Genomic DNA, 20094 nt, shown 5'->3' with positions numbered 1-20094 from the left:
ACACGCCATGACCCGAATTCAGCAGGCAGTCGGTTTTCATCCGATTTTTCAGCAGTGTCTAATACTGAATTCTGTTAATTTATCGGCATGGTATTGATTCTAGATGCAGTTTACTTGAAACCGAAAATTTCTATACTTTCTGTAATAACACAGGGGTTGTTAACAGAACCTAGAGTGGGAACCAAGAATATATTCAACTTTATTTCAGTTCCCCTGTGGACTGCAAGGTCGCGATAATCGGAGGTGGCGTGCTTGGAACGTCTATTGCCTATTTCCTATCGGCGCACGCAAGGGACCCCGGGTCAGTTGCGCTGATAGAGCAAGAGAAGAACATCGCTCAGCACACCAGCAGCAGGAACACAGGCAAGGTGCACGCGCCGTTCCTGTACGACCCGGCAAAAAAGAAGACCTTTGCCAAGGCCGCCTTCCTAGGCTATGAGATGTGGCAGAAATACTCTGACTACAAGGGCCTGCCGTTCAAGCGCGACGGGGTGCTGGAGGTGGCGCTTGACGAAAAGGGGATCGACCGGCTACAAAAGTACATGGAGTGGGGCGAGGCTAACGGGCTTGGCAAGAGCGAGCTTCAGCTGCTTGACAAGAACGAAGCAGCAAAAATGGAGCCAAACGTGCGCTGCGCTTCAGCGATCTATTGCTCCAAGGACGCGTCAGTCAACTATGGCGCGCTTGCCCTTGCCCTGATGGAGGACATCCAGTCGTTTGGGTGCAAACTGCTGCTGGGCCACAGGGCGGCGCGGATATCATATAATCAAGGTGCTTATTCTATAACCACCAACCAAGGCGAGCAGGTAAGGGCAGACTACCTAGTCAATGCGGCAGGCGGCAACTCGATGGACATTGCCCACATGATGGGAGTCGCACAAGGCTACACTGATCTCCACTTTCGCGGCGAATACTGGCAGGCACCTTCGCAGTACCATGACCTGACCAAGCTATCGATTTATTCGGTGCCAAAGCACCCCGAGTACTCGTTCCTCGACCCGCACTGGATAGTGAGAGCAGACGGGAGGCGCGAGGTTGGGCCAAACGCTGTGCCGGTCTTTGGCCCCTACGCTTACACTTGGCGCAAGAACATTGCCGACATGCTGCCAAAGATAATAGAGTCGTCAAGGACGGGCGCACGCAAGATAGTCTTTGACAGGCAGTTCATGTCGCTTGCAAGCACGGAGCTGAAAAGCTCGCTTTCAAAGACTGCCATGATAAACAGGGTGCGCGAATTCCTCCCGCAACTGAGGCCATCGGCGTTCACCCAGCGCGGGACTGCCGGCATAAGGTCGTCGGTCATTGACAAGACCGGCAGGTTCGTCCCGGACACGCTTGTGCTTGAGCGGGACTCCTCGCTCCATGTGCTTAACTACAACTCGCCGGGAGCCACAGGCGCGCTGCCGATGGCGGCCGACGTTGCAAGCAAGGTGATGGAAGCAGGCGTGCTGCAGACAGATAGCAAGCCAAGGTCGCTCTGGGACGCTACAGCAATTGCCGAGAAAATGAAGGCATGATCAACAATTTTTGGTTTTATCGATTCTTCGGCTGATGCCTAAAAATCAACTTCGATGCATCGACTCTGAGGATTACCGGTGCCGTCATCGGGTTCCCCTTCATTGCTTCACCTGCATCGCCTTTTGGACGCTCGAACTCATCCTCGCTTTTAGCAAGGAAAGCACGCCCTCTGATGGATAAGTTCATTGCTGCTACAACGTCCCTATCCATCCATCCATCTATCTTTTGCAATGGTCACACCACAGCTGCCTTGTCTTTCTTCTATCCACCTGGGCTATCTTCTTCCCGCATCGTGGACAGAGCTGAGATGTGCCTCTCGTTTCATTTTTTGATAATTGAATTACTGGAACGCCTTCCCAGGCTGCTTTGTATGTGATAAGTCGCTTTATCTCGGCAAAGGACCAGCTATTCATTCTACCTCTATAGGTATGACCTTGATAGTTACCGCGCTGATACAGCCAGCGAATATGGCGAATGTCTTCAAACGTGATAGCTGATTTGTTGTACTTGGCAGACTGCACTACTACCTTGGATACGTGATGAAGTAGTTGATTTATCCTGTTCTTTCTTCTTTTGCCATACTTGCCATAGAGCTTTCTGCGTACCCTTATGTCATTGCGCTTGAATGACCTTATTATTGAACGGGTGTTATCTGCAATGTCAATAGTCTTTGACAGGTCGTACTGCACTATATTTTCCAAATTGCCAATTGTGAGGTTGCGCAGGTTCCTGTCCACTCCTTCAATGTCAGTGCATTCAACCTGCGCTACTTCCTTTGAGCAGCAAATGCTTACTGAGTCAATAGTCAATGTAAAAGAACGGATTTTCAGCAAAGGATCAGACAGCACCCTTCTGATATAATCATTCAGTAGAATGTCGTAATATTGCCTGTCACCAAGCGGCACCTTCAATATACCATCTATAATCTTGAAACCATAGCATGAAACAAGTAACGGCTTAGTGGCATATGGACGCCTAGGCCGCAGGTTTCGCTTGATTGATTTCTTTCTATTGGCCAGAATTCCTGCAGCATGTGAGATTGCACATAGCTTGTAATATGACATGATTTCATAACTAGCTAGTTGCTTGTATGCCAAGTTGCACAGTTTCTTCATCGTTGAGATGTCATTATCAAGTCCAATTCTGATGCAGTCATTTACTATCTGCCTGAATGTTTCCATCATCTGCAATAGCTCTGGAGTCGGCTGGAACTGTTGCTTCACCGACTTGATCGCAGTAATGATTTCAGGCAATGAAAATTCTGAATTCATGTGATGTATATTAAATGGAAGTCACCTAGGAGAGAGGGAGTATATGCTTGTTTGTGTCAACAAGGCTTGATGAAATCAAGAACCATCAGTTTTTTAAGTTACTGCGAACCAGCATAAATCAGCTTGCTTAACGAGGTTTTCCTTGACGCCCTGAAGAACAGAGACGCCAAGGTATCCAAGGTAAAGGATTCAAATTTTGCGACAATTCTGGCAGAGGCGTCTTCGCGCTGGGTTCGTTACGAGCCGTCGCCAGAGAAATGCGAGTCAGCCGGCGTTGACAGCAGCTGGAACAAGCGCGCCTTCCAAGGACTGTACCTTTATGCCATTGACGCAGTCGCAGTCACCAGCGCCAACAAGGTCCTGGCTGCAGAGTGGGATCAGGACATCGCCGGCTCGGCAAGGACCGAGTTCCTAGAGTCAAAAGCGATGGCGATGGAGGCGTCGGTTGCGCAAAAGGCGGCCGGCAGAGTCGACATTGTGTGCGTCGATGGCTCGCTTGTGTCAAGGCTGCTAAAGAGCGCGGCAGACGCGGCATCTGAAATGGTGAAAAAGTATGGCAGCTCCACCATCTTTGTCTCAAAGAGCTCAGAGAGCAGGCTCCAGTTCGGGCCGATGGGGTCGAGGGCCGGCGACATTTACTACTACGGCCATGCCGGCAGCGGCGCCGGTTTTAGCATTCCGGCAGAAATAACGCAGTTCCGTCACGCGCCGCTCTTTGAAGTCTATGCACGCTTGCGCGACCACACGCCGATCATAAGGATCGAAGTCTTGGGCAGCGAGCCGAGCAAGCAGGAAATGACAAAGATTTTGGACATGCTGCGCTACCACAGCATCGCCGGCTACCCTTATTGCCTAAAGCTGGCACACAACACCTGCAAGATAAGCAATGAAGATATAGACAGGCTAGCAAGCATATTCAGCTTGCAGCACGAGCAAGGCGCAAGGGATGCCCTGAATGAATAATAATAATAATGAAGAGCTGGGCATACTCATCGGAGTAGCCAAGCCCGATCAGGTGACCTTTGAATCGAAAAGGCCCGTCAGCATAGGTGAATATGTCATCCTGAATTATGGAAAGGGCAAAGTGCTCGGGCTTGTTGAAAGCTCCTCCATCAGCAGCGATGCGCTGGGCAACGGCATCCGCAACTACGAGGAAGCCCATGAGAGCAAGATAGTCGCATCGGAGAACCGCCGAGATAAGAGCTTTAAAGGCCATGTACGCATCTTGGGATATCTTGATGAATTAAAGAGATGCAAGGCGATACTTCCTGCATTGCCGCCAGAGCCTGGAACCGAAGTCTATGAAGCATCAGCGCAGGACCTGACGGCTATATTTGCGCCTGCCGGCGATGAATGGATAAGAATTGGCACGCTTCTCCGTAACACTGAAGTTGATGCACGCGTCAATGTCGACAAGATAGTTTCCCGGCACCTAGCAGTGCTTGCAATGACCGGTATGGGTAAGAGCAACCTTGTATCGCTGCTGGCCAAAGAGATTGCACGGATAAACGGGACAATGGTGGTCTTTGACTACCATGACGACTATTCGACGCTTGATATGGGGAACAATAACAGCAATCTGATGGACGCAAGAATAAACCCACGGCTCCTGTCGGCAGACAAGCTTGCCGAAGTCATTGAAATTCAGGAAAATGCGTCCAACCAGATGCATGTTCTGCGCGTCGCATTTACAGAAGAGGTAAAGCAGCGCAAGGGTGATGACTTTTGGGATGCACTCATTAACGCTGTTGCGGCAGCCGGAGCTGATAAGGCCTATCGTGAGGCAGCGGCCAAAGTAGTGGACAAGATAGACGATGCAAGGCGCAAGTTCCACAATATACTTGACCCTGGGATGTCTGACCCATTGGCTCTTGTCAAGAACGGCAAGATAAATGTCATCAACCTAGTGGAGCTGACAGAGAGGCAGGCCAACATTGCAGTCTCATTCTACCTTGAAGAGCTGTTAGACGACAGGAAAAAAGCTACTCGGCAAAAGAAGGGTCATGTCAAATCGCCACCAATGTTTCCAGCCCCTGTGCTTGTGGTAATAGAAGAAGCACATGTCTTTATACCAAGAGACGAGGACACGGATACGAAATACTTTGCTTCCAAGGTTGCTCGCGAAGGACGCAAGTTCGGCCTAGGGCTAGTCATCGTGTCGCAGAGGCCCCGCGGCATAGACGCCAATATCCTTAGCCAGATGGGCTCGCTAGCAGTCATGCGCATGATCCAGCAGGACGACCAGGCGCACGTTTCGGCTGCAAGCGAAGCGCTCAGCAGGGATCTTATCGATCAGCTGACATCGCTAAATCCTGGCGAAGCGATATTTGCCGGACAGTGGGTCAACCTGCCGACATTTGTCAAAGTGGACGAAGTAAAGGAGCGCAAGATTGGAGGCGACCAAAAGGCTGTAGAAGAATGGAGCCGGCTGGCAGCAATGAAGCAGGTTGCCAAAGAATCGTCGGAGTCGTACGTTCCGTCAGGCTATATACATGATGGTTAGAGAGAAGATCATCTCGGGGCTCTTGCGCATATCGTCGACAGCTGATTCGAATCTTAACAGAATTGAAATAACAATAATATAGTAGCATACATGCTGGACTCTATATTTTGATGGCTTTGTTCCTTTTTGGGCTCAATGCAACCTAAGAATCTGCAAGTCTGTTGTGTGTTCTCAAGCTTTGCAGAAATAACAACTATCGCTGCAGAAACAATGCTGGCGTGTACACGCCAGCTATGACTATTATTTGGTTGCATGTCAAGGTCGCATCTGTCGCAATTATTCTTGTACTTGCAATCTGCACTGCTATTGATTGCGCTCATAATTTTATTCGTCTCGGCATTATTATCATTTAAAAGAATTTTGTGCTGGCTGACATTGACTACTATTTGGGCATAATCAAAATCAAAGAATTACCTGAATAAAATAAGAGAGGGGGAGAAAGTGTGTGCACCCGTGTAAAAACACGGTTACCAGTCTTCTTTTCGTACGAAGTTGAACTTGCCGTACCTTGCAGTTGCTACAATTATTCCGACAATTGCTACTGCCAGTACAATTGCAGCTATTGCTGCACCAAACTCTGGAATGATTCTATCGCCTACGATTTCAACTTCCTCTGTGCCCCACTCAAAGTCAATATGGAGTTCGTTGGTCGCGCCAGGTCCTGCTGGTAGTTCATAATTCGTCGGTATTCCATCTGCAAATGCAACGAAGAAGTCATCTGCATCAAAGATTTCTTCATTAAATCTGAGCGATAACGTTCCATCTGATGCTGTTGATAGTGTGGCCACGAGTGTAGCGGTTTCAGTATTGCCTGTTATACTGACAAGTCTATTGCCGCTTCCAGTGATCATGTACTCGATTGGATGATTCTGACCTCCAATCTCAGCTTGGATTGTTCTCCATCCTCCACCTTCTGCAGCTTCAAACTCAAACGTTGTTTCCTGGTTTACAGTGCCTGCATAGGTAGCCTGTACTCTGTAGGTTCCACTCTTTGCCATCAGCGGACCTCCTGACGTAAATGTATAGCTGTATGATCCGTCTGCTGCAGCATCGAGTATCTCACTTCTTACAAAGTTACCATCCGGATCGAACACTCGTATCAGGATTGGCTGGTTTATCGTCGGCGCGGTCAGCTGGCCACTAATCGTGATCTCATCACCAGAGGCGTAGCTGTCCTTGTCTGTCTCTATTGTCAGCGTTTGTGCATACGCGACATTCATAGCACTTCCAAGAACAACGATAATAGCAGAGGCTATAATTGCCAAGAAAATGCTTGAATGCTTTGAAATTTTGTTATGCATATTTTTTCTATGAAAAGAAAACATGATTTAAAAAGTTAACTGAAATAATAGTAATGCCATTATTATCTCCATAAAAGTTTTTAAGTATTATGACTACATCTTTGATCAAGTTATACCGCCCTCATGCATACTTGGGCTTGTTGGATACACATGTGCGGCCGCACATGTGTATCCAACAGTCCACATTCTTCAATTTGAAATGTTTTTGTCTAATGATTCATAACAAGTACACAAACAAACAACCAGCCCTTTTATTGTTAGCAGCCAAAATAGTGGCAAAAGTTTCTTGCTGAAAAAAGTGTCGCAATGAACAAAGAAGAATAAGAAGAAGCTATCAATAAACAATTCTATCGAGTTAAAAGTTGATAGGGTTTTTATCCTTTGTAGAATCTCAGGGTGTTTTATCTACGTGTGTTGACTTTTGGGTGGTATTTTTGCAAAAAAAGGATGATGATGCTGTTATTAGGCTAGCTAGCTAGCTACCTGTTCCTTGGAACTCTACTATGCCAAAGATGGACTGCCCATCAATTATGCTTAAGATATTCCCTAGTTCTTGATCTTCAACTGTATTTTCATCGATGTTAATGTCCGCTATCTCGAGAACTCTATCTTTGATTTCTAACCTGAGTGGGATAACCTCACCGGGGACACTGCTATCTGTGGAAATCTGTGTCATTATGTTAGAAGCATTTCCTGCAAATTCGGACGGTCGCCCTATACTCTCAATTATAATATTATTATGATATTCGCTTCCGTCAACTCTTGCTACAGTCAAGTTTGCTGCAAATCTCTGTACAAGGCTCTCATTGACAAGCATCCGCCACCGGCCGACCACGATATAATCATCGGTAATATCAGTGGTACCATTTGCATTTTGGTTTGTTGTTGTTGATGATGATGCTATTATCATGCTTCCAATGAGCCCTCTGAGCAGGAGGCTGCTAGAAGATGGTGGCGACGATGATGTAATATTTTGAGTACTGCTACTGGTGCTTGTGCTTGTGTTCTGGTTGCCACTGTCGTCTTCTTCTGGAATGATAAATTGCGCCGAGGCTGTCGGGATGGCCATCATGCTATTATTATCATCATCGAATCTCTCAAGAATTTGAATTGCTGGCAGAAATGATAGAAGTGTACCAAACATAATTACTACTACTGCTGTTGTTTTTAGAACACGTCTACAAGAGCTATTTTTGCAAAATATCATGCATTTTATGGAATCAAGATCTGGCTTATTTTGATTGTTCAAAATTAATCTGAGTTAGCTTGTAAGACAATTCGCCAACAGGATGGTTCTGATAACTTTGCAGGAAACTTTTTAAAATTTTCACAACGAGATTTTTTCATAATTAATATTTACTTACTATTGCAGCTATGCATGTATGGTCCCACTTTTTAAAAAGCTAATCTCATTGCTCGATAGACTATGTTTAAAAACGCTCTCTTCTCTTGATTGCCAACTCTAGCAGTTCTTCTTCTTTCCATCACTTTACTTGTATTCCTTGAGCTAGTGCTGCCTTGCCTTGCTTTCCAATGAGCATCTGCATTTTTTACCCTTTCTCCAAAAGTCATATTCAATCTTTCAATCCTGTTATTATTGGCAAGCTTTTGCTAGCTAAAAGGAAGGAACCTTGTTGCGTTTTTCTGTCCATGATATTCCAGAGGAATCCGATCCCTGCACCACTTTTGTGAAATTCGCCACTCCTAGCTTGACAAAAAGCTCGTTAGTGTGCCAGATGTCAGATAATTCTTTTGACACTAGAGTGTTGTTGACATACTCTGTGGAATAATTTGAATATATATGTACTTATCAATCCATATGGAGATATAATAATAGTAGTAGAATGGTGAGAAGATCCACATTAAAGAGTGATCGCCAACATTGCGGGCTATCTTTCCAAGAGAGAGACAGTCCTGAAAAGTACAGAGAGATCTAATGTCAAAGTGATAAGCTCAGGAGTAAGTAAGTTTCGCTTTCTTCTTCAATAGTAATGATGGTTCATGGAACTTGTTGTGCGTGTGTGCTGATAGTCTCTGCACTTGAAAACCTGTTTTTACCGGCTACTGACTGGCCTAGCGAATAGTCCTCAAATGCTACCGCTTTGGTCACATGGAAGAGTGCCATTTGCAAAAACACTTTAGGGCTTTAGCTGGTCTTTCAGGTATCGTAGGCATTGACGGCTATAAGGAACCTGAACAATTTAAATTCCGTGAGGTAAGTTATTAACAGAAACCATAGGAATGATTTATAGACAATGCTAATTTCGCATATCTCTGACCTCCACCTCGGCTATTCGCAATTCAGCCTAGAGGAGCGGGAGGAAGACGTGTACCAGACCTTCCATGAAGCGATAGACATTTCTATAAAGGAAGGCGCCAGACTGGTGATCTTTGCAGGCGACATTTTCCACAATCCCCGGCCGTGCGGCAAGGCGATAATTACGCTTGGCAACGCGCTGAAAAAACTGAAGGAAAAGCAGATACCGGCAGCGTTCATTCTTGGGGAGCACGACATCAGCCGGCTCCGAGATGTGCCCTTTGCCCACATTTACAGCAACCTTGGACTTGCGAAAAAGCTCAGACATGACGAGCCCTTTGTCGTCGACAACTGCGCGGTGTTTGGAGCAGACAAGGAGCGGCGCAGCAACATCGATTCTCTGATAGAAAGGCTGCGTCAAGCAGAGCAGGTTGCAAAGCGGCACAATGGAAAAAAGGTGCTCGTGCTCCATCAAGGATTGGATGACTTCAACAAGTTTGCCGGTGAGCTTGGCTCCAATGCCCTGCCTGCCAGTTTCAATTACTATGCGCTGGGCCACTACCACGACCATATTGAAAAAAGGTTTGGCCATCTTGGCGGGCCACTTGCATACCCCGGCTCTATAGACCTGACGCCAAGCGAAGGGATCAAGGAAGTCGAGAAGGGCTTTATCATGGCAGACATGTCCGGCGAGGAGCCCTCGACCCACTGGATCCCTCTCAACAGTCGCCGCCAGCAGTTCTCAGTCAGGATAAACTACGGTGACATTGCAGATGAGGTGGGAAGGATAATCGAAAGAGCAAAGTGCTTTGGCAACAAGAAGCCGGTTGCAAGGATAGAGGTGGCTGGAAGGGACATCGACTCCAAGGTAATAGCTGAAAACCTGAAGCGGCTGAATGATTATTGCCTGCACTATGTCTGGCAGCCGCTTGAAGAAGGCCGCCTGGCAGCGACCGTGTACGATTCAAGGCCGGCAGACATTGACAGCGAGCTGTACAGGCTGTCCGCTCAGGCGCTTGGATCCGACGAGCTGGCAAAATTCGCAGTAGGCGAGATACTGCCGCTTGCGGCAGGCAGGGACGCCGCCGCCAGATCGGTTCTGGAAATAGTGTGGCAGGCGTACAAGGCAGGCAAGTTTGTCGGAAGAGGAGAAGGAGGAGGAGGCGGCAGCACAACGACATGATAAAGGACATGCAGCTGAAGGATTTCATCGCGCACAGGGACACCAAGATAGAGTTTGGAAAAGGCATAACGATCTTTGTAGGCCACAACGGCTCTGGCAAATCATCAGTTATTGACGCTGTTACGTTTGCGCTCTTTGGCAAGCACACAAGAAAGTCAAACAAGAACCTCGTGAGAAGGGGGGCAACTTCGGCGATGGTGCAGATGCGCTTTGCGCTCAACTCCCGCGAGTTCCAAGCGACAAGGGCGCTCAGCGGCTCGGGCCAGCAATCATTTTCTCAGTTTGCGATTGTTTCAGATGGTGGCAAGGTCGTAAACAGGCCAGTGGTGGGCGGCGAGCGCAAGCAGTTTGGTGAGTCAATGAGCAGCGAGATAGCCAAGGTGCTCGGTCTTGACTATGAAAAACTGCGTGTTGCAGCGGTAGTGCAACAGGGCGAGCTTGCAAGAATAGTTGAAGCGCAGCCAAAGGAGTTCAAGGAGCTGCTAAATGGGCTGATTGGGATCGACAGGCTCGACCTTGCCTATGAAACGATGCGCGACGTAATAGTAGGATTTCGCGACAGGCTGCGCGACGAAACCGGCGGCTACACCGATCAGGACATCCTCAAGGTAGAAGAGCTGGTCGGCAAAAAAGAGATCGAGCTCAGGCAGTCCGAGTCCGTGCTGGCAGAGTTTGAAGATGAAAGGAAGATGCTGGAAGACAAGATCCGGCAGGCAGAGCGCGAGATCGAGAGGATGGAGCCAATGATCCTTCAGGTCAAGGAGCTACACACAAGAGAGGAGCTGCTGGTAAGACATGTAAACGAAAAGCGCGCCGCCATAGCAAGCGAAGTGTCGCGGCTGGAGCGCATAGTCCGAGAAGCCGCAAGCTCGCTAAAGGTGCTGAAAAACAAGGCCGAGGTTGACATGCGGCTGCAGATGGTAAGGGCAGAGATCGACGAGGTCCAATCAAAAATAGAGGAGAATGAGCGTGCATCTGGCGTGCTGCGCGGCTTTCTAGAGTGCTCTAGCCGGCTGCAGGTGGTGGACGGCAAGTGCCCAGTGTGCAACTCACCAGTTACAAAAGTAAATGAAATGTTTGACACTGCGCACATACAGGACGAGATCAAGGATAGGGCAGAGGAAAAGTCAGGGCTGCAAAAATCAAAGGTCGAGCTGAAAAAAGAGGAGCAGCAGCTGGCAGAGCAGGACAAAAAGATAGCGGCCGCAGAAAAGTTCCTTTTAAACAATTCCATCGGCTCTGCCGATGACGTTGCAAAACTTGAAGCCGACCTGAAGGGCAAGCAGCAAGACCTGGCAAGGCTGCCAAAGGAGATTCTGAAGGCCGGCGACGACCCGATGCAGATTGCAATAGACGACACCTCCCGGTCACTTGCCCGGGAGATCATCTCGTTAAGGGAGCGCGTCAGGGGCTTCAGCCACTATCAGTATACAAACGCCAAGCTGGAAAAGAGCAGCCTGTCGCAGCGGCTGCTCGATGTCAACAGGAAGATGGGGATGCATCAGAAGGCGATCGATGACGCCAAAAGCGCCATAGACTCTGGCAGAAAAGTGATCGAGCAGCTGCAAAAGGCAGCCGAGTTTGTCAAGACGCTTGACAAGATCCGCTCTGTAATATTTAGCAGAGATGGAATGGTGGGTACCAGCCTGCGCACGTGGGCCCTTGGCGTGATATCGCAAAAGGCGTCAGAGTACGCGTCGCTCTTTAACATTGGCATTTCAAGGATCGAGCTAGCAGAGGGCGCACGCGAGATATCGATAACGTGCTACGGCCGGCAGGGCGAAATAGACATGGATTCGCTGAGCGGGGGCGAAAAGGTGGCGGTGGCCCTTGCGCTCCGGCTCGGCATCGCCTACATGATGGGCTCTAACAAGCTCGATTTTGTAATACTGGACGAGCCGACCACGCACCTTGACGAAGAAAGGAGGAAGGCCCTTGTCCGGATAATATCCGAGGCGTTCAGGGAGGGCGCCGGCCCACTGGCCCAGCTGGTGATAATAACGCACGACTCGGATATCTTTGAAGACTCGGAGGTTGACCAGGTGTTCAGGTTTACCATGACTGCGGACGGTTCGCAGGTCACTCAGGAATAATAATAATCTGTGGGAAAACACACACACTGTTGACTTTGTGAGTGATTTGCCAGTTTTACCTTCATCGTATGGCTAGCGATCCACCGAAGAGTTACCAGTGTGCAAAGATTAATGAAATTCCAAAATTGAAAGTTCAATTTCCTACCCCAGGATGATAAGGAGAATATATATATATACAGGAGTCACAATTGCGCCCTGTTATTGCATATATATATATAAAAAATGTGCATATCTATTACTGTCATCATTACCAAACTTGAAGCCTTTTTGTAATTTGACCGTCAAGAACATCAAAAGAAACAAGGATCATTGAACTCATCAAGAGTATGCATGCAACGCTCAGCAGAATTAGAGTTTTTGATTATTCTTACTTAGATGTGTGTTAGTTATTTTCTGTTTTCATAATTATTGAAATAACGCCAAGTCGAACTTAAAGTGTGTCTAAAAAGACCAGTTGCAAGACCTTGCAGAAGCGGCAGAAGGGCTGGAGCCACAACGAGCATCATATATGCATTTTAAAAGGCTTTGCAAGACAGCATCGGATCAGAAAGCACTTCGCTACTGCTCAATACTTTAAAGCTGGTATACAATATTGAAGGGGAAGCGATACTCGCCACAATCTTGAACGCATTGATGAAATAGTACGTAGCAAGTGACTCGTCGGAAAGATTGAAGGAAGAATTGCCATTGCTTCCTAGAATCAAATGATGTTTTGCCGCTTCTGTGCAGGAACTTTGGTAAGACTGCCTTAAAAGTCGTCGGCAGTATATATGTATATATAGATTCTTGTTTTTATGACATTAGAGATCTACACGGTAGACGAGATCATGTTTGGAAGCATGTAATGCGCAACGTCAAGATAAGGCAAGGCGGATTGCGTTACCATTGTATGCAACAAATACTTGATAGCGATAAGATGGTAAACAAGCGTTCAGGAAGGACGGTTTTTACTACTACCATCATAAGTGTGTGCTGGGCTTTGTTTAAAAACTCGGTAGGTGTCGATACTAATCTAACAAGACGCTGACTTTTTAAACAAAATCGACTTTTTAAACAGACGCTGACTTGGTAAACACTAGCACATTCTAAACAGAAGCGACTTTCTAAACAAACTCTCAGGTTTCAAAGTAACTTCTCTTATATCATAAGAGGGGAGAACTACCCGACTGGTTACGGGGCAACTGCATCACTGCCATGATGCTGTCGAGTGCTTGCCAGCATCTAATGATGCTTGGAGGTGCGATTCTCACACTTGTCTATTATTGGCGATCAAGTGCAGGGCTTGGAACCCTACCCTCGGGAAACTATATCCATACACTTCATTTTAACTGTACCAATATCTACCAGATCAAAATGGCTTGAACAAAAGAATAGTAGTTGCAAGCCTACGAGTCAAGGGGGAGTTTTTCTTGTAACTCACCAAGAATCTGAGTTGATTCCTGAAGCCAGCCCCTAATCTTAATCTGAAACTCTCTCGAACTCTTTACTGTCCTCTCATTATACGTCTGGAGCTTTTGCAGCAGGTCTTCTGTTTCTATAGTCGCCTTTCTCGCCTCGTCTATTTTGGCAAACACATCCTTTAGCTTGTTCCCTTGCATCCAATCCTTCAATACACCAAGAATCTGATCATGTGCGCCTTCTCTTTCCTGCTGAGTATTCAGCCGAGATTGAACTTGGAACTGATGTATCACAGCATGTCTCAGCCCCAAGTATGCCGCAGACGCATAATCTGTCTTGACAACCAATATTCCGCTTGTATCAATGTACATCTTGTCATTAAGTGCGTTGCTTGGAAAGACCTTTGATACCAATATTCCCCAATCCGTTTGCTCTTCCCTCAGATTTCGCTTCAATGCTAGCAAAAATTGCAGAGTACATTGCAAAGAAAGAAACCCGTGATTTCGTCTTGATGCTGCGTAACGAATACAATATCACATCTGCGCTTGATGTAATAGAAACTTGGATCAGAATAGCAGGTTATCCGTACAGGCACGAGGTTAACTTTTCAAAGCAAGCATATACGATTCAACATGAGATGGGTAGAAAGTGGTCGGTGTATCTAAAGGAACAGTATGAATCACTGTTTGAGGATTTTGGTCTAAAAAGGGTGGACTTTACCGTCACTGACACAACATTGTCATTTATGGTGGATACCGAACATCTCGCCTAGTCTTTGTCTTACATCGCCGTATCGGAAGAAAAAAGGGGGATAATTCCTGCTTCGCAGTTGCAGCACGGACATTCATACCTTTTGTGATCGGGTGCGATCAATGAGGCGCACCAAAAACACTTCCTACACAAAAGGAAATGTGCAGTTTGCTGTTTGACCTTCCGTTCATTCGTTCTATTTACTTCTTGATACACTTGGTTCATTGCTTTGCATCCTCTCTTGTCGCCCTTTCAATTGCACTTTTCTCCTGATGATTGTATTGCCTCTTTGCTTTTAGGTAAGATAGCCCAATCGCAATACCAAGTATTCCGCCAATCACTGCAAGCGATATTGCGATTGGCACTTTTACATAGTCCACTGCTATCATTTTAAAGCCCACGAAGAGCAGTAGTGCCACAAGAGCGGGCTTCAGGTAGTGGAACTTTTCCATCATGCCAGCCAGTAAGAAGTACAGGCTCCTCAGGCCTAGTATTGCAAATATGTTTGATGTTATTACTATAAACGGATCTGAAGTTATCGCCAAGATTGCTGGTATAGAGTCTATTGCAAATACCAAGTCAGTCATCTCTACCATTACCAGAGCTACCAATAGTGGCGTTGCAAACAGTATACCGTTCTTTTTCGTAAAGAACTTGTCGCCGTTCAGCTCCGTGGTAACAGGCACGACCTTGCGCAGCATCCTGACGGCAATGTTCTTCTCTACCTCAATCTTCTTGTCCTTCTTTTGAAGAAGCATCTTTACCGCAGTGAGCACAAGCAACCCTCCAAACACATAGACCATCCAGTGGAAGCTTTCAAGAAGCGAAACGCCGACTAGTATTAGAGGTATTCTCATTGCTATGGCACTCAAAATACCTACAGTCAAAACCTTATGCTGGAAAGCGTGTGGTATCGCAAGGGTTGTGAATATCAGGAGAAAGACAAACATGTTGTCTACACTCAGCGACTTTTCAAGCGTGTAGCCTGTGACAAACTCTAGCATCTTGTCATAGCCCAAGCTTACATAGACAAGAACTGCAAACGCTCCAGCCATTCCGATCCAGACAATAGTCCACATCAGGGCTTGCTTGAATGGCTGCTTTTCTTCACTTGGCGATGAGTCGCTTTTCTCATCCTTCTGTTTTGAGAGGAGCTTTCTAACCTTCCCGGTAAGTCCCAAGTCTATTGCAATGGCAAGTCCGACTGAAACTGCGAAAACTATCCATAGTGTTATGCCGTTGCCGTACAGTGCTGGTAATGATTCCATCTCACTTTTCGTCTTTTCCTCTATCCTGGAGAGTATATCAGCCGGCAGTTTGCAACGTATGGCAGGGCAAACTAGAACGTTAAATGAGAAACTGAGTTTACCAGATACAGAGGAAAATTGGTTTTCAAGAAAATCCTGGTACCGTATGACGAATCTGCCTATTCAAAAAGAGCGCTTGAGATTGCAGCACAGTATGCGGATGAGGTCAAGAACACCCAGATAATCGTTCTCCATGTGGTTCCCGTGCTTCCAGTGCCCGCAATGTACCTTGGCACTGCGAGGTCAACAAAGACGGGTGAAACCACTACGATGGCCGCATTCTTGAAGGAGGTACATCAAGAGATGAAAATCGAAATGGCAAAGAGACTCCAAGATTTAGTAAAGAAATACCGATTGCAGCACCCAATCGCAACAAAGATAGTCACAGGCTCTCCCGCTGAAAAAATTCTAGAGGTTGCAAAAGAGGAAACTGTCGATCTGATCGTAATGGGTCGGGCGGGAGCTACTGGCATAGGAAGAATCGTAAAGGCGATGGGAAGCGTGTCTCGGGTAGTATCGGAAAAATCGTCGTGTCCTGTGATGCTTGTGAATAAAAATTAGCGCTGCTTTTAGGGATGCTATACTGCACCCAGAAATTTGTACAGCATTTTTCTTTCAATCAATGCGACTATTGCCAATAGACCCAATCCAAGGACAAGGCTCCACTCTGGAGAAAAAAATCTTTTCTGAAAGCTCCCATATTCCACGCCAGAAAAGCACTATGCCGATGATTCCTGCGATCACCGCAAGAAGGTGCCGACTCTGAATAGTGTGTTGGATTGCCATTTTGCATCAACAAAAATTAGCCTTGTTCCGCCGCTAGTGAAGCTACTGGCTCTCCTGTTGGCAAAGGCGAATTTCTGTCTACCTTGTACTTGAATATCTCCGAGTATTCCATGTCTAGTATGACATTGCGTCCCACTGCAACTATCTTGCTCTTAGGCACGTCAAATCGCCAGTCATAGTGTCCCCATACCACTATTTTCTTGTCGGTTTCCTTCATCACATGGCCAACATGCTCTTCGTCTTTTGTTCTGACACCCTTGTTAAAGAGCGATTTCGGGTACTTCTTTTCGTATGTCGCCAAGTCAACATCGTGCGTAAAGACCCATTTCGCTGCTGGCTTGCTAATCGGAAGCGGATGGCTTCTGCTCTTCTTGTAGCGCCTTACGATTTCATGAAATGGGAGCCCGATCAACACATTTCTGCTGACCATCTGTATTTCTGACTTTAATACGTCGTATCTCTCGTCGCCGTCGCCAAAGATTACGATCTTGTCCTTGGTTTCTCGCACTACGTATCCTATATGGGGAGCGTCCAGAGCCATGACCCCTTTGTTGAAAAACTTGCCAGAGGTCATGCTGTCAGGACATCCTCCTGCTTCCTTTCATTTATGCCTGCAAACAGCCTGCGCATGCGCTTCTCCTTGTGAGCTACGTTCAGAGCAAGAAAAGTCGCTCCAAATCCAAGCGCCGTCCATCCGATTGCTTCTATTTCCGATACCATGTTTGGAGATTATGAGCTGCACAAGATAACCAAGACATTTGCCTTGCCATACCTTGCAAACCTATTGCTTATACTCTCAAGATACCGCTCATTATTGCATGGAAATAGAATTGGAACTTGCGACAAAAGAGATCGATGAGATTCTGGTGATGCAGAAGATGTTGGACTTGGCAAAGCCAAAGAATTAGGGTTCTCCATCAAGGAGCTTGAACTGGAGACCGATGAACATGAAGAGGAGGCTGAAGACGGCGAATAGAATGGCCGAAGCAGTTGACATTTTCTAAACAAATGTTGCTTTTTAAACAAACTGACTTTTTAAACAAAATGAGAGTAATTAAACAGCCCATACTTCTTAAACAACTGAGCGCCTTTCTATACAGAAGTCATTTATTACACAAAGCCTGTGTGCTGAAAAACTAAATATATCATATCTAGCTAGATTGGCCCAAGTCTAGAGGGCCAATCTATAGGCTTTTATATCACGGTAACATTAAAGATGCATGTCCCCTAGTGTTCTTCTGGTTGATGATGAATCTGATATCATTACATCAACCTTCTCGGCCTTGCGGCGCGCAGGCTTTACCGTACATTCATTCACCGATCCTATTGAAGCTATTAATCATATACGAGAAGAAGGCTGCAAGGATTGCAGACTACTCCTGTCAGATATCAGGATGCCAAAAATGAATGGCTTTCAGCTTGTCAGAACATTGAAGGAATTGCGGCCAGAAATGAAGGTGATAATGATGACTGCGTTTGAGGTGGACAAGAAGGAATTTGAAATAGTTTTTCCTTCGTTGCCCGTAGACACGATAGTAAAGAAGCCCTTTAGACCATCTATCGTTGCCGAAATGATCAAAGAAATCTACTATTCTTCAGAGGGAAAAAAGATAAGAAAACAAAACTTGATCTAGTCTTTTAGGCTTGGAAATTGAAATTGTCTATTATGTTGTTGACAATCTCTGCCTGATAAATCTGACCAAATCACTTATGCCATTAGACTTTTGGATAAAGCAAAGCGAGCAATAGTCACGAAGTCTTGGAAACATGCTAGTAGCCTCGTTTCCATATTTTGCATAGGCTGTCAAGAAGCAACTTTTGCTTCATTGTCAATCTGCCACATCTCTTTGGCTAATTGAAACCCATCCATAAATGGCTAGCATCAATAATACGTCAAGCACTCATTGATGAGCAATTTGAGCATAAATTATCTATATATACACAGTAGTCTAAAGTATCAAGTACAAGGATTGTCATAATAATATTGTAAAATCTTCTATCCATTTTGACACTGGTTAGTGCTCCAATCAACGTAAATATTCCGCGTGAATCTCTGGAACATGACACCAAATTTTGACATAAAGTCCAAAGTTTTCGTGATGGGAATTATGGCACTGCTTCTTGCCGTTCCATCGACGACGGCGATGGTGTTGGCCGCAACAACTGTCTATGGGACATCGGCAAGCGATACGCTATACGACACGGCAGAAGGCGATACAATTTACGGCTACGGCGGTGACGATACCATATATGCAAATCAGGGAAATGATATCGTCTACGGGGGCAGCGGCAATGACCAGATAACAGAAGGTCCCGGCGGAGATAGCCGGATATATGGCGGGTCGGGCGATGACGAGATCGTTACGGGCTATGGGTACGATGTTGTCTATGGTAACTCTGGCAACGACAAGATTCACGACATTGGCAGTGCCCTGATATATGGTGGCGCTGGCAATGACAACCTCGATGGCTCGAAATACGCCGACACCATATACGGCGGCTCTGACGACGATTGGATCAATGGCAGACTGGGCGATGACAGACTCAATGGTGGCGCTGGCAATGACGAAATCATCGGGTGGGATGGCAACGACATATTGCGTGGCAGCGGCGGCAATGACATACTGACTGGCGATGGGCCTGACTCTAACACTGGAGCAGACAGGTTCTATTGCGGCGACGGCATAGACACAATTACTGACTATAACCCGGCTGAAGGTGACTGGAAGTCAAGCGACTGTGAGAACTACTAGTATCGAGATAGGGCAACATTCCTATCTCGTCCCGCTATCGCGGGATAAAAGGATGTGTCAAGCCAATAAAGAGAGTAAGCTGGAAATTACGTAATTTCTACCTCGCTTCCTGATCGAAGAAGCAAGCAGAAAGCTACGTAAGAATTTCAAAACCAGAAAGGTTGTTGACCTCTAAATATGGTCTGTGTAGATACGGACTTTATCATTGATCTTGGCAGAGGCAGTCAGAAAGCGTTTGACAAACTGCAAGAACTGGAAGATAGGGGTGAAAACACATTCTTCACTACTGCCATAACCGTGGCCGAGCTTTATTATGGAGCCTACAGGGCAAAAGATAGAGCAAGAGCGCTTGCTGATACCAAGAACGACCTGTCAAAATTTTCTATCCTAAATCTTGATTATGAATCTGCAAGGACATGGGCAGAGCTTGCTGAACAGACAAAGTCTAATTCAATTGGAGAGCTCGATCTCTTTATCGCCAGCATCGCACTTGCCAATAAACAAATACTGCTGACAAGAAATGTCAAGCACTTTGAGAGGGTGCCGGGTTTGGTTGTAGAAAGTTGGTAAACAGTTTTTATGACCATATTGTTATTATTATCAATAATTCTCAAAAATAGTATAGCATACACCTGCCTGATTTGGACATTTTCCAGGACTCGGAGGTTGACCAGGTGTTAAGGTTTACCATGACTGCGGACGGGTCGCATGCAACACGAGAATAGTCTAACTAGACAGACGTACTGCAATAATATTTATGAGAAAATAGCCGAATATTGTATGCGCGCGTGTGTGTGGCTATATAATGCCAATCATAACAGGTTCTCCTACAAAATCTGTTAGAAATGTTGTAATCGCTTTTGAGCCCTTGGTTATATACCAGAAAAAACACACACATACACATCCCGGAGGTTTCCACGTCGCTAGCGGTTCTAAAAGTGGACAGATATGCAATATGAACCTGAAGGATTACG

The 20094-nt window shown here is 46.3% G+C and carries 19 protein-coding genes; 10 read left to right on the top strand and 9 right to left on the bottom strand.

Annotation, left to right across the window (positions count from 1 at the left end; all coding sequences use genetic code 11):
* The first annotated feature begins 215 nt into the window (after positions 1-215).
* Positions 216-1517, top strand: a complete 1302-nt coding sequence (locus NGAR_RS15985) for an NAD(P)/FAD-dependent oxidoreductase (protein WP_015020861.1) — start codon at positions 216-218, stop codon at positions 1515-1517.
* Positions 1518-1533: 16 nt separating this feature from the next.
* Here NGAR_RS15985 and NGAR_RS15980 read toward each other — a convergent pair whose 3' ends face one another.
* Complete coding sequence (locus NGAR_RS15980) at positions 1534-1749, bottom strand: hypothetical protein (RefSeq protein WP_015020860.1); 216 nt, start codon at positions 1747-1749, stop codon at positions 1534-1536.
* On the bottom strand, positions 1737-2771 hold the full coding sequence (locus NGAR_RS15975) for an IS200/IS605 family accessory protein TnpB-related protein (RefSeq protein WP_187147568.1): 1035 nt from the start codon (positions 2769-2771) through the stop codon (positions 1737-1739). The genes NGAR_RS15980 and NGAR_RS15975 overlap by 13 nt, the downstream gene beginning before the upstream one ends.
* A gap of 141 nt (positions 2772-2912) precedes the next feature.
* On the opposite strand from NGAR_RS15975, the gene NGAR_RS15970 reads away from it, so the two are divergent.
* Positions 2913-3752 carry a DNA double-strand break repair nuclease NurA gene (locus NGAR_RS15970; protein ID WP_015020858.1) on the top strand — a complete coding sequence of 280 codons (840 nt, stop codon included), beginning with the start codon at positions 2913-2915 and terminating at the stop codon, positions 3750-3752.
* Positions 3745-5292 (top strand): ATP-binding protein, encoded by a 1548-nt coding sequence (locus NGAR_RS15965; protein ID WP_148681631.1) that lies wholly within the window; start codon positions 3745-3747, stop codon positions 5290-5292. The genes NGAR_RS15970 and NGAR_RS15965 overlap by 8 nt, the downstream gene beginning before the upstream one ends.
* Before the next feature lie 467 nt (positions 5293-5759).
* Here the strand turns inward: NGAR_RS15965 and NGAR_RS15960 are convergent, their stop codons facing one another.
* The 3 genes from NGAR_RS15960 to NGAR_RS18055 all read right to left on the bottom strand — a co-directional run bounded on the left by NGAR_RS15960 (position 5760) and on the right by NGAR_RS18055 (position 8352).
* Positions 5760-6617 (bottom strand): hypothetical protein, encoded by an 858-nt coding sequence (locus tag NGAR_RS15960; protein ID WP_015020855.1) that lies wholly within the window; start codon positions 6615-6617, stop codon positions 5760-5762.
* A gap of 451 nt (positions 6618-7068) precedes the next feature.
* Positions 7069-7737: a hypothetical protein gene (locus tag NGAR_RS15955; RefSeq protein ID WP_015020854.1), complete on the bottom strand. Its 669-nt coding sequence runs from the start codon at positions 7735-7737 to the stop codon at positions 7069-7071.
* Positions 7738-8208: 471 nt separating this feature from the next.
* On the bottom strand, positions 8209-8352 hold the full coding sequence (locus tag NGAR_RS18055; protein ID WP_015020853.1) for a hypothetical protein: 144 nt from the start codon (positions 8350-8352) through the stop codon (positions 8209-8211).
* A 496-nt stretch (positions 8353-8848) separates the two neighbouring features.
* On the opposite strand from NGAR_RS18055, the gene NGAR_RS15950 reads away from it, so the two are divergent.
* Together NGAR_RS15950 and NGAR_RS15945 are read left to right on the top strand one after the other, a co-directional pair.
* The gene (locus NGAR_RS15950; RefSeq protein ID WP_015020851.1) at positions 8849-10033 is read left to right on the top strand and encodes a metallophosphoesterase family protein; all 1185 of its coding nucleotides are present in this window, start codon (positions 8849-8851) and stop codon (positions 10031-10033) included.
* Entirely contained in the window at positions 10030-12126 is a 2097-nt protein-coding gene (locus NGAR_RS15945) for an AAA family ATPase (RefSeq protein ID WP_015020850.1), read from the top strand. The genes NGAR_RS15950 and NGAR_RS15945 overlap by 4 nt, the downstream gene beginning before the upstream one ends.
* A 1385-nt stretch (positions 12127-13511) precedes the next feature.
* Here NGAR_RS15945 and NGAR_RS15940 read toward each other — a convergent pair.
* Complete coding sequence (locus NGAR_RS15940; RefSeq protein ID WP_266190338.1) at positions 13512-13937, bottom strand: hypothetical protein; 426 nt, start codon at positions 13935-13937, stop codon at positions 13512-13514.
* On the opposite strand from NGAR_RS15940, the gene NGAR_RS15935 reads away from it, so the two are divergent.
* Positions 13916-14296 carry a hypothetical protein gene (locus NGAR_RS15935; RefSeq protein WP_187147747.1) on the top strand — a complete coding sequence of 127 codons (381 nt, stop codon included), beginning with the start codon at positions 13916-13918 and terminating at the stop codon, positions 14294-14296. The genes NGAR_RS15940 and NGAR_RS15935 overlap by 22 nt on opposite strands.
* 199 nt (positions 14297-14495) lie before the next feature.
* Here the strand turns inward: NGAR_RS15935 and NGAR_RS15930 are convergent, their stop codons facing one another.
* Positions 14496-15542, bottom strand: a complete 1047-nt coding sequence (locus NGAR_RS15930) for a TerC family protein (RefSeq protein ID WP_015020846.1) — start codon at positions 15540-15542, stop codon at positions 14496-14498.
* 117 nt (positions 15543-15659) lie between these two features.
* Here NGAR_RS15930 and NGAR_RS15925 point away from each other — a divergent pair, with 117 nt between their 5' ends.
* Positions 15660-16142: a universal stress protein gene (locus NGAR_RS15925; RefSeq protein WP_015020845.1), complete on the top strand. Its 483-nt coding sequence runs from the start codon at positions 15660-15662 to the stop codon at positions 16140-16142.
* Positions 16143-16383: 241 nt separating this feature from the next.
* Here NGAR_RS15925 and NGAR_RS15920 read toward each other — a convergent pair whose 3' ends face one another.
* Positions 16384-16941 (bottom strand): hypothetical protein, encoded by a 558-nt coding sequence (locus NGAR_RS15920; RefSeq protein WP_015020844.1) that lies wholly within the window; start codon positions 16939-16941, stop codon positions 16384-16386.
* Positions 16938-17087 carry a hypothetical protein gene (locus NGAR_RS18050; protein WP_187147567.1) on the bottom strand — a complete coding sequence of 50 codons (150 nt, stop codon included), beginning with the start codon at positions 17085-17087 and terminating at the stop codon, positions 16938-16940. Before NGAR_RS18050 ends, NGAR_RS15920 begins: the two co-directional genes overlap by 4 nt.
* 500 nt (positions 17088-17587) lie before the next feature.
* Here NGAR_RS18050 and NGAR_RS15915 point away from each other — a divergent pair, with 500 nt between their 5' ends.
* From NGAR_RS15915 to NGAR_RS15905, 3 genes are all read left to right on the top strand, one after another.
* Entirely contained in the window at positions 17588-18001 is a 414-nt protein-coding gene (locus NGAR_RS15915; protein WP_015020843.1) for a response regulator, read from the top strand.
* Between the two features lie 474 nt (positions 18002-18475).
* Positions 18476-19120, top strand: a complete 645-nt coding sequence (locus NGAR_RS15910; protein WP_015020842.1) for a calcium-binding protein — start codon at positions 18476-18478, stop codon at positions 19118-19120.
* A gap of 177 nt (positions 19121-19297) precedes the next feature.
* Positions 19298-19690 (top strand): type II toxin-antitoxin system VapC family toxin, encoded by a 393-nt coding sequence (locus NGAR_RS15905; RefSeq protein ID WP_015017575.1) that lies wholly within the window; start codon positions 19298-19300, stop codon positions 19688-19690.
* Positions 19691-20094: the final 404 nt, after the last annotated feature.

It is taken from the genome of Candidatus Nitrososphaera gargensis Ga9.2 (genome assembly GCF_000303155.1).
Taxonomy (GTDB): Archaea; Thermoproteota; Nitrososphaeria; order Nitrososphaerales; family Nitrososphaeraceae; genus Nitrososphaera; species Nitrososphaera gargensis.
Note: the sequence above shows the minus strand (reverse complement) of the source record. Positions and strands in the feature narration are given on the sequence as shown.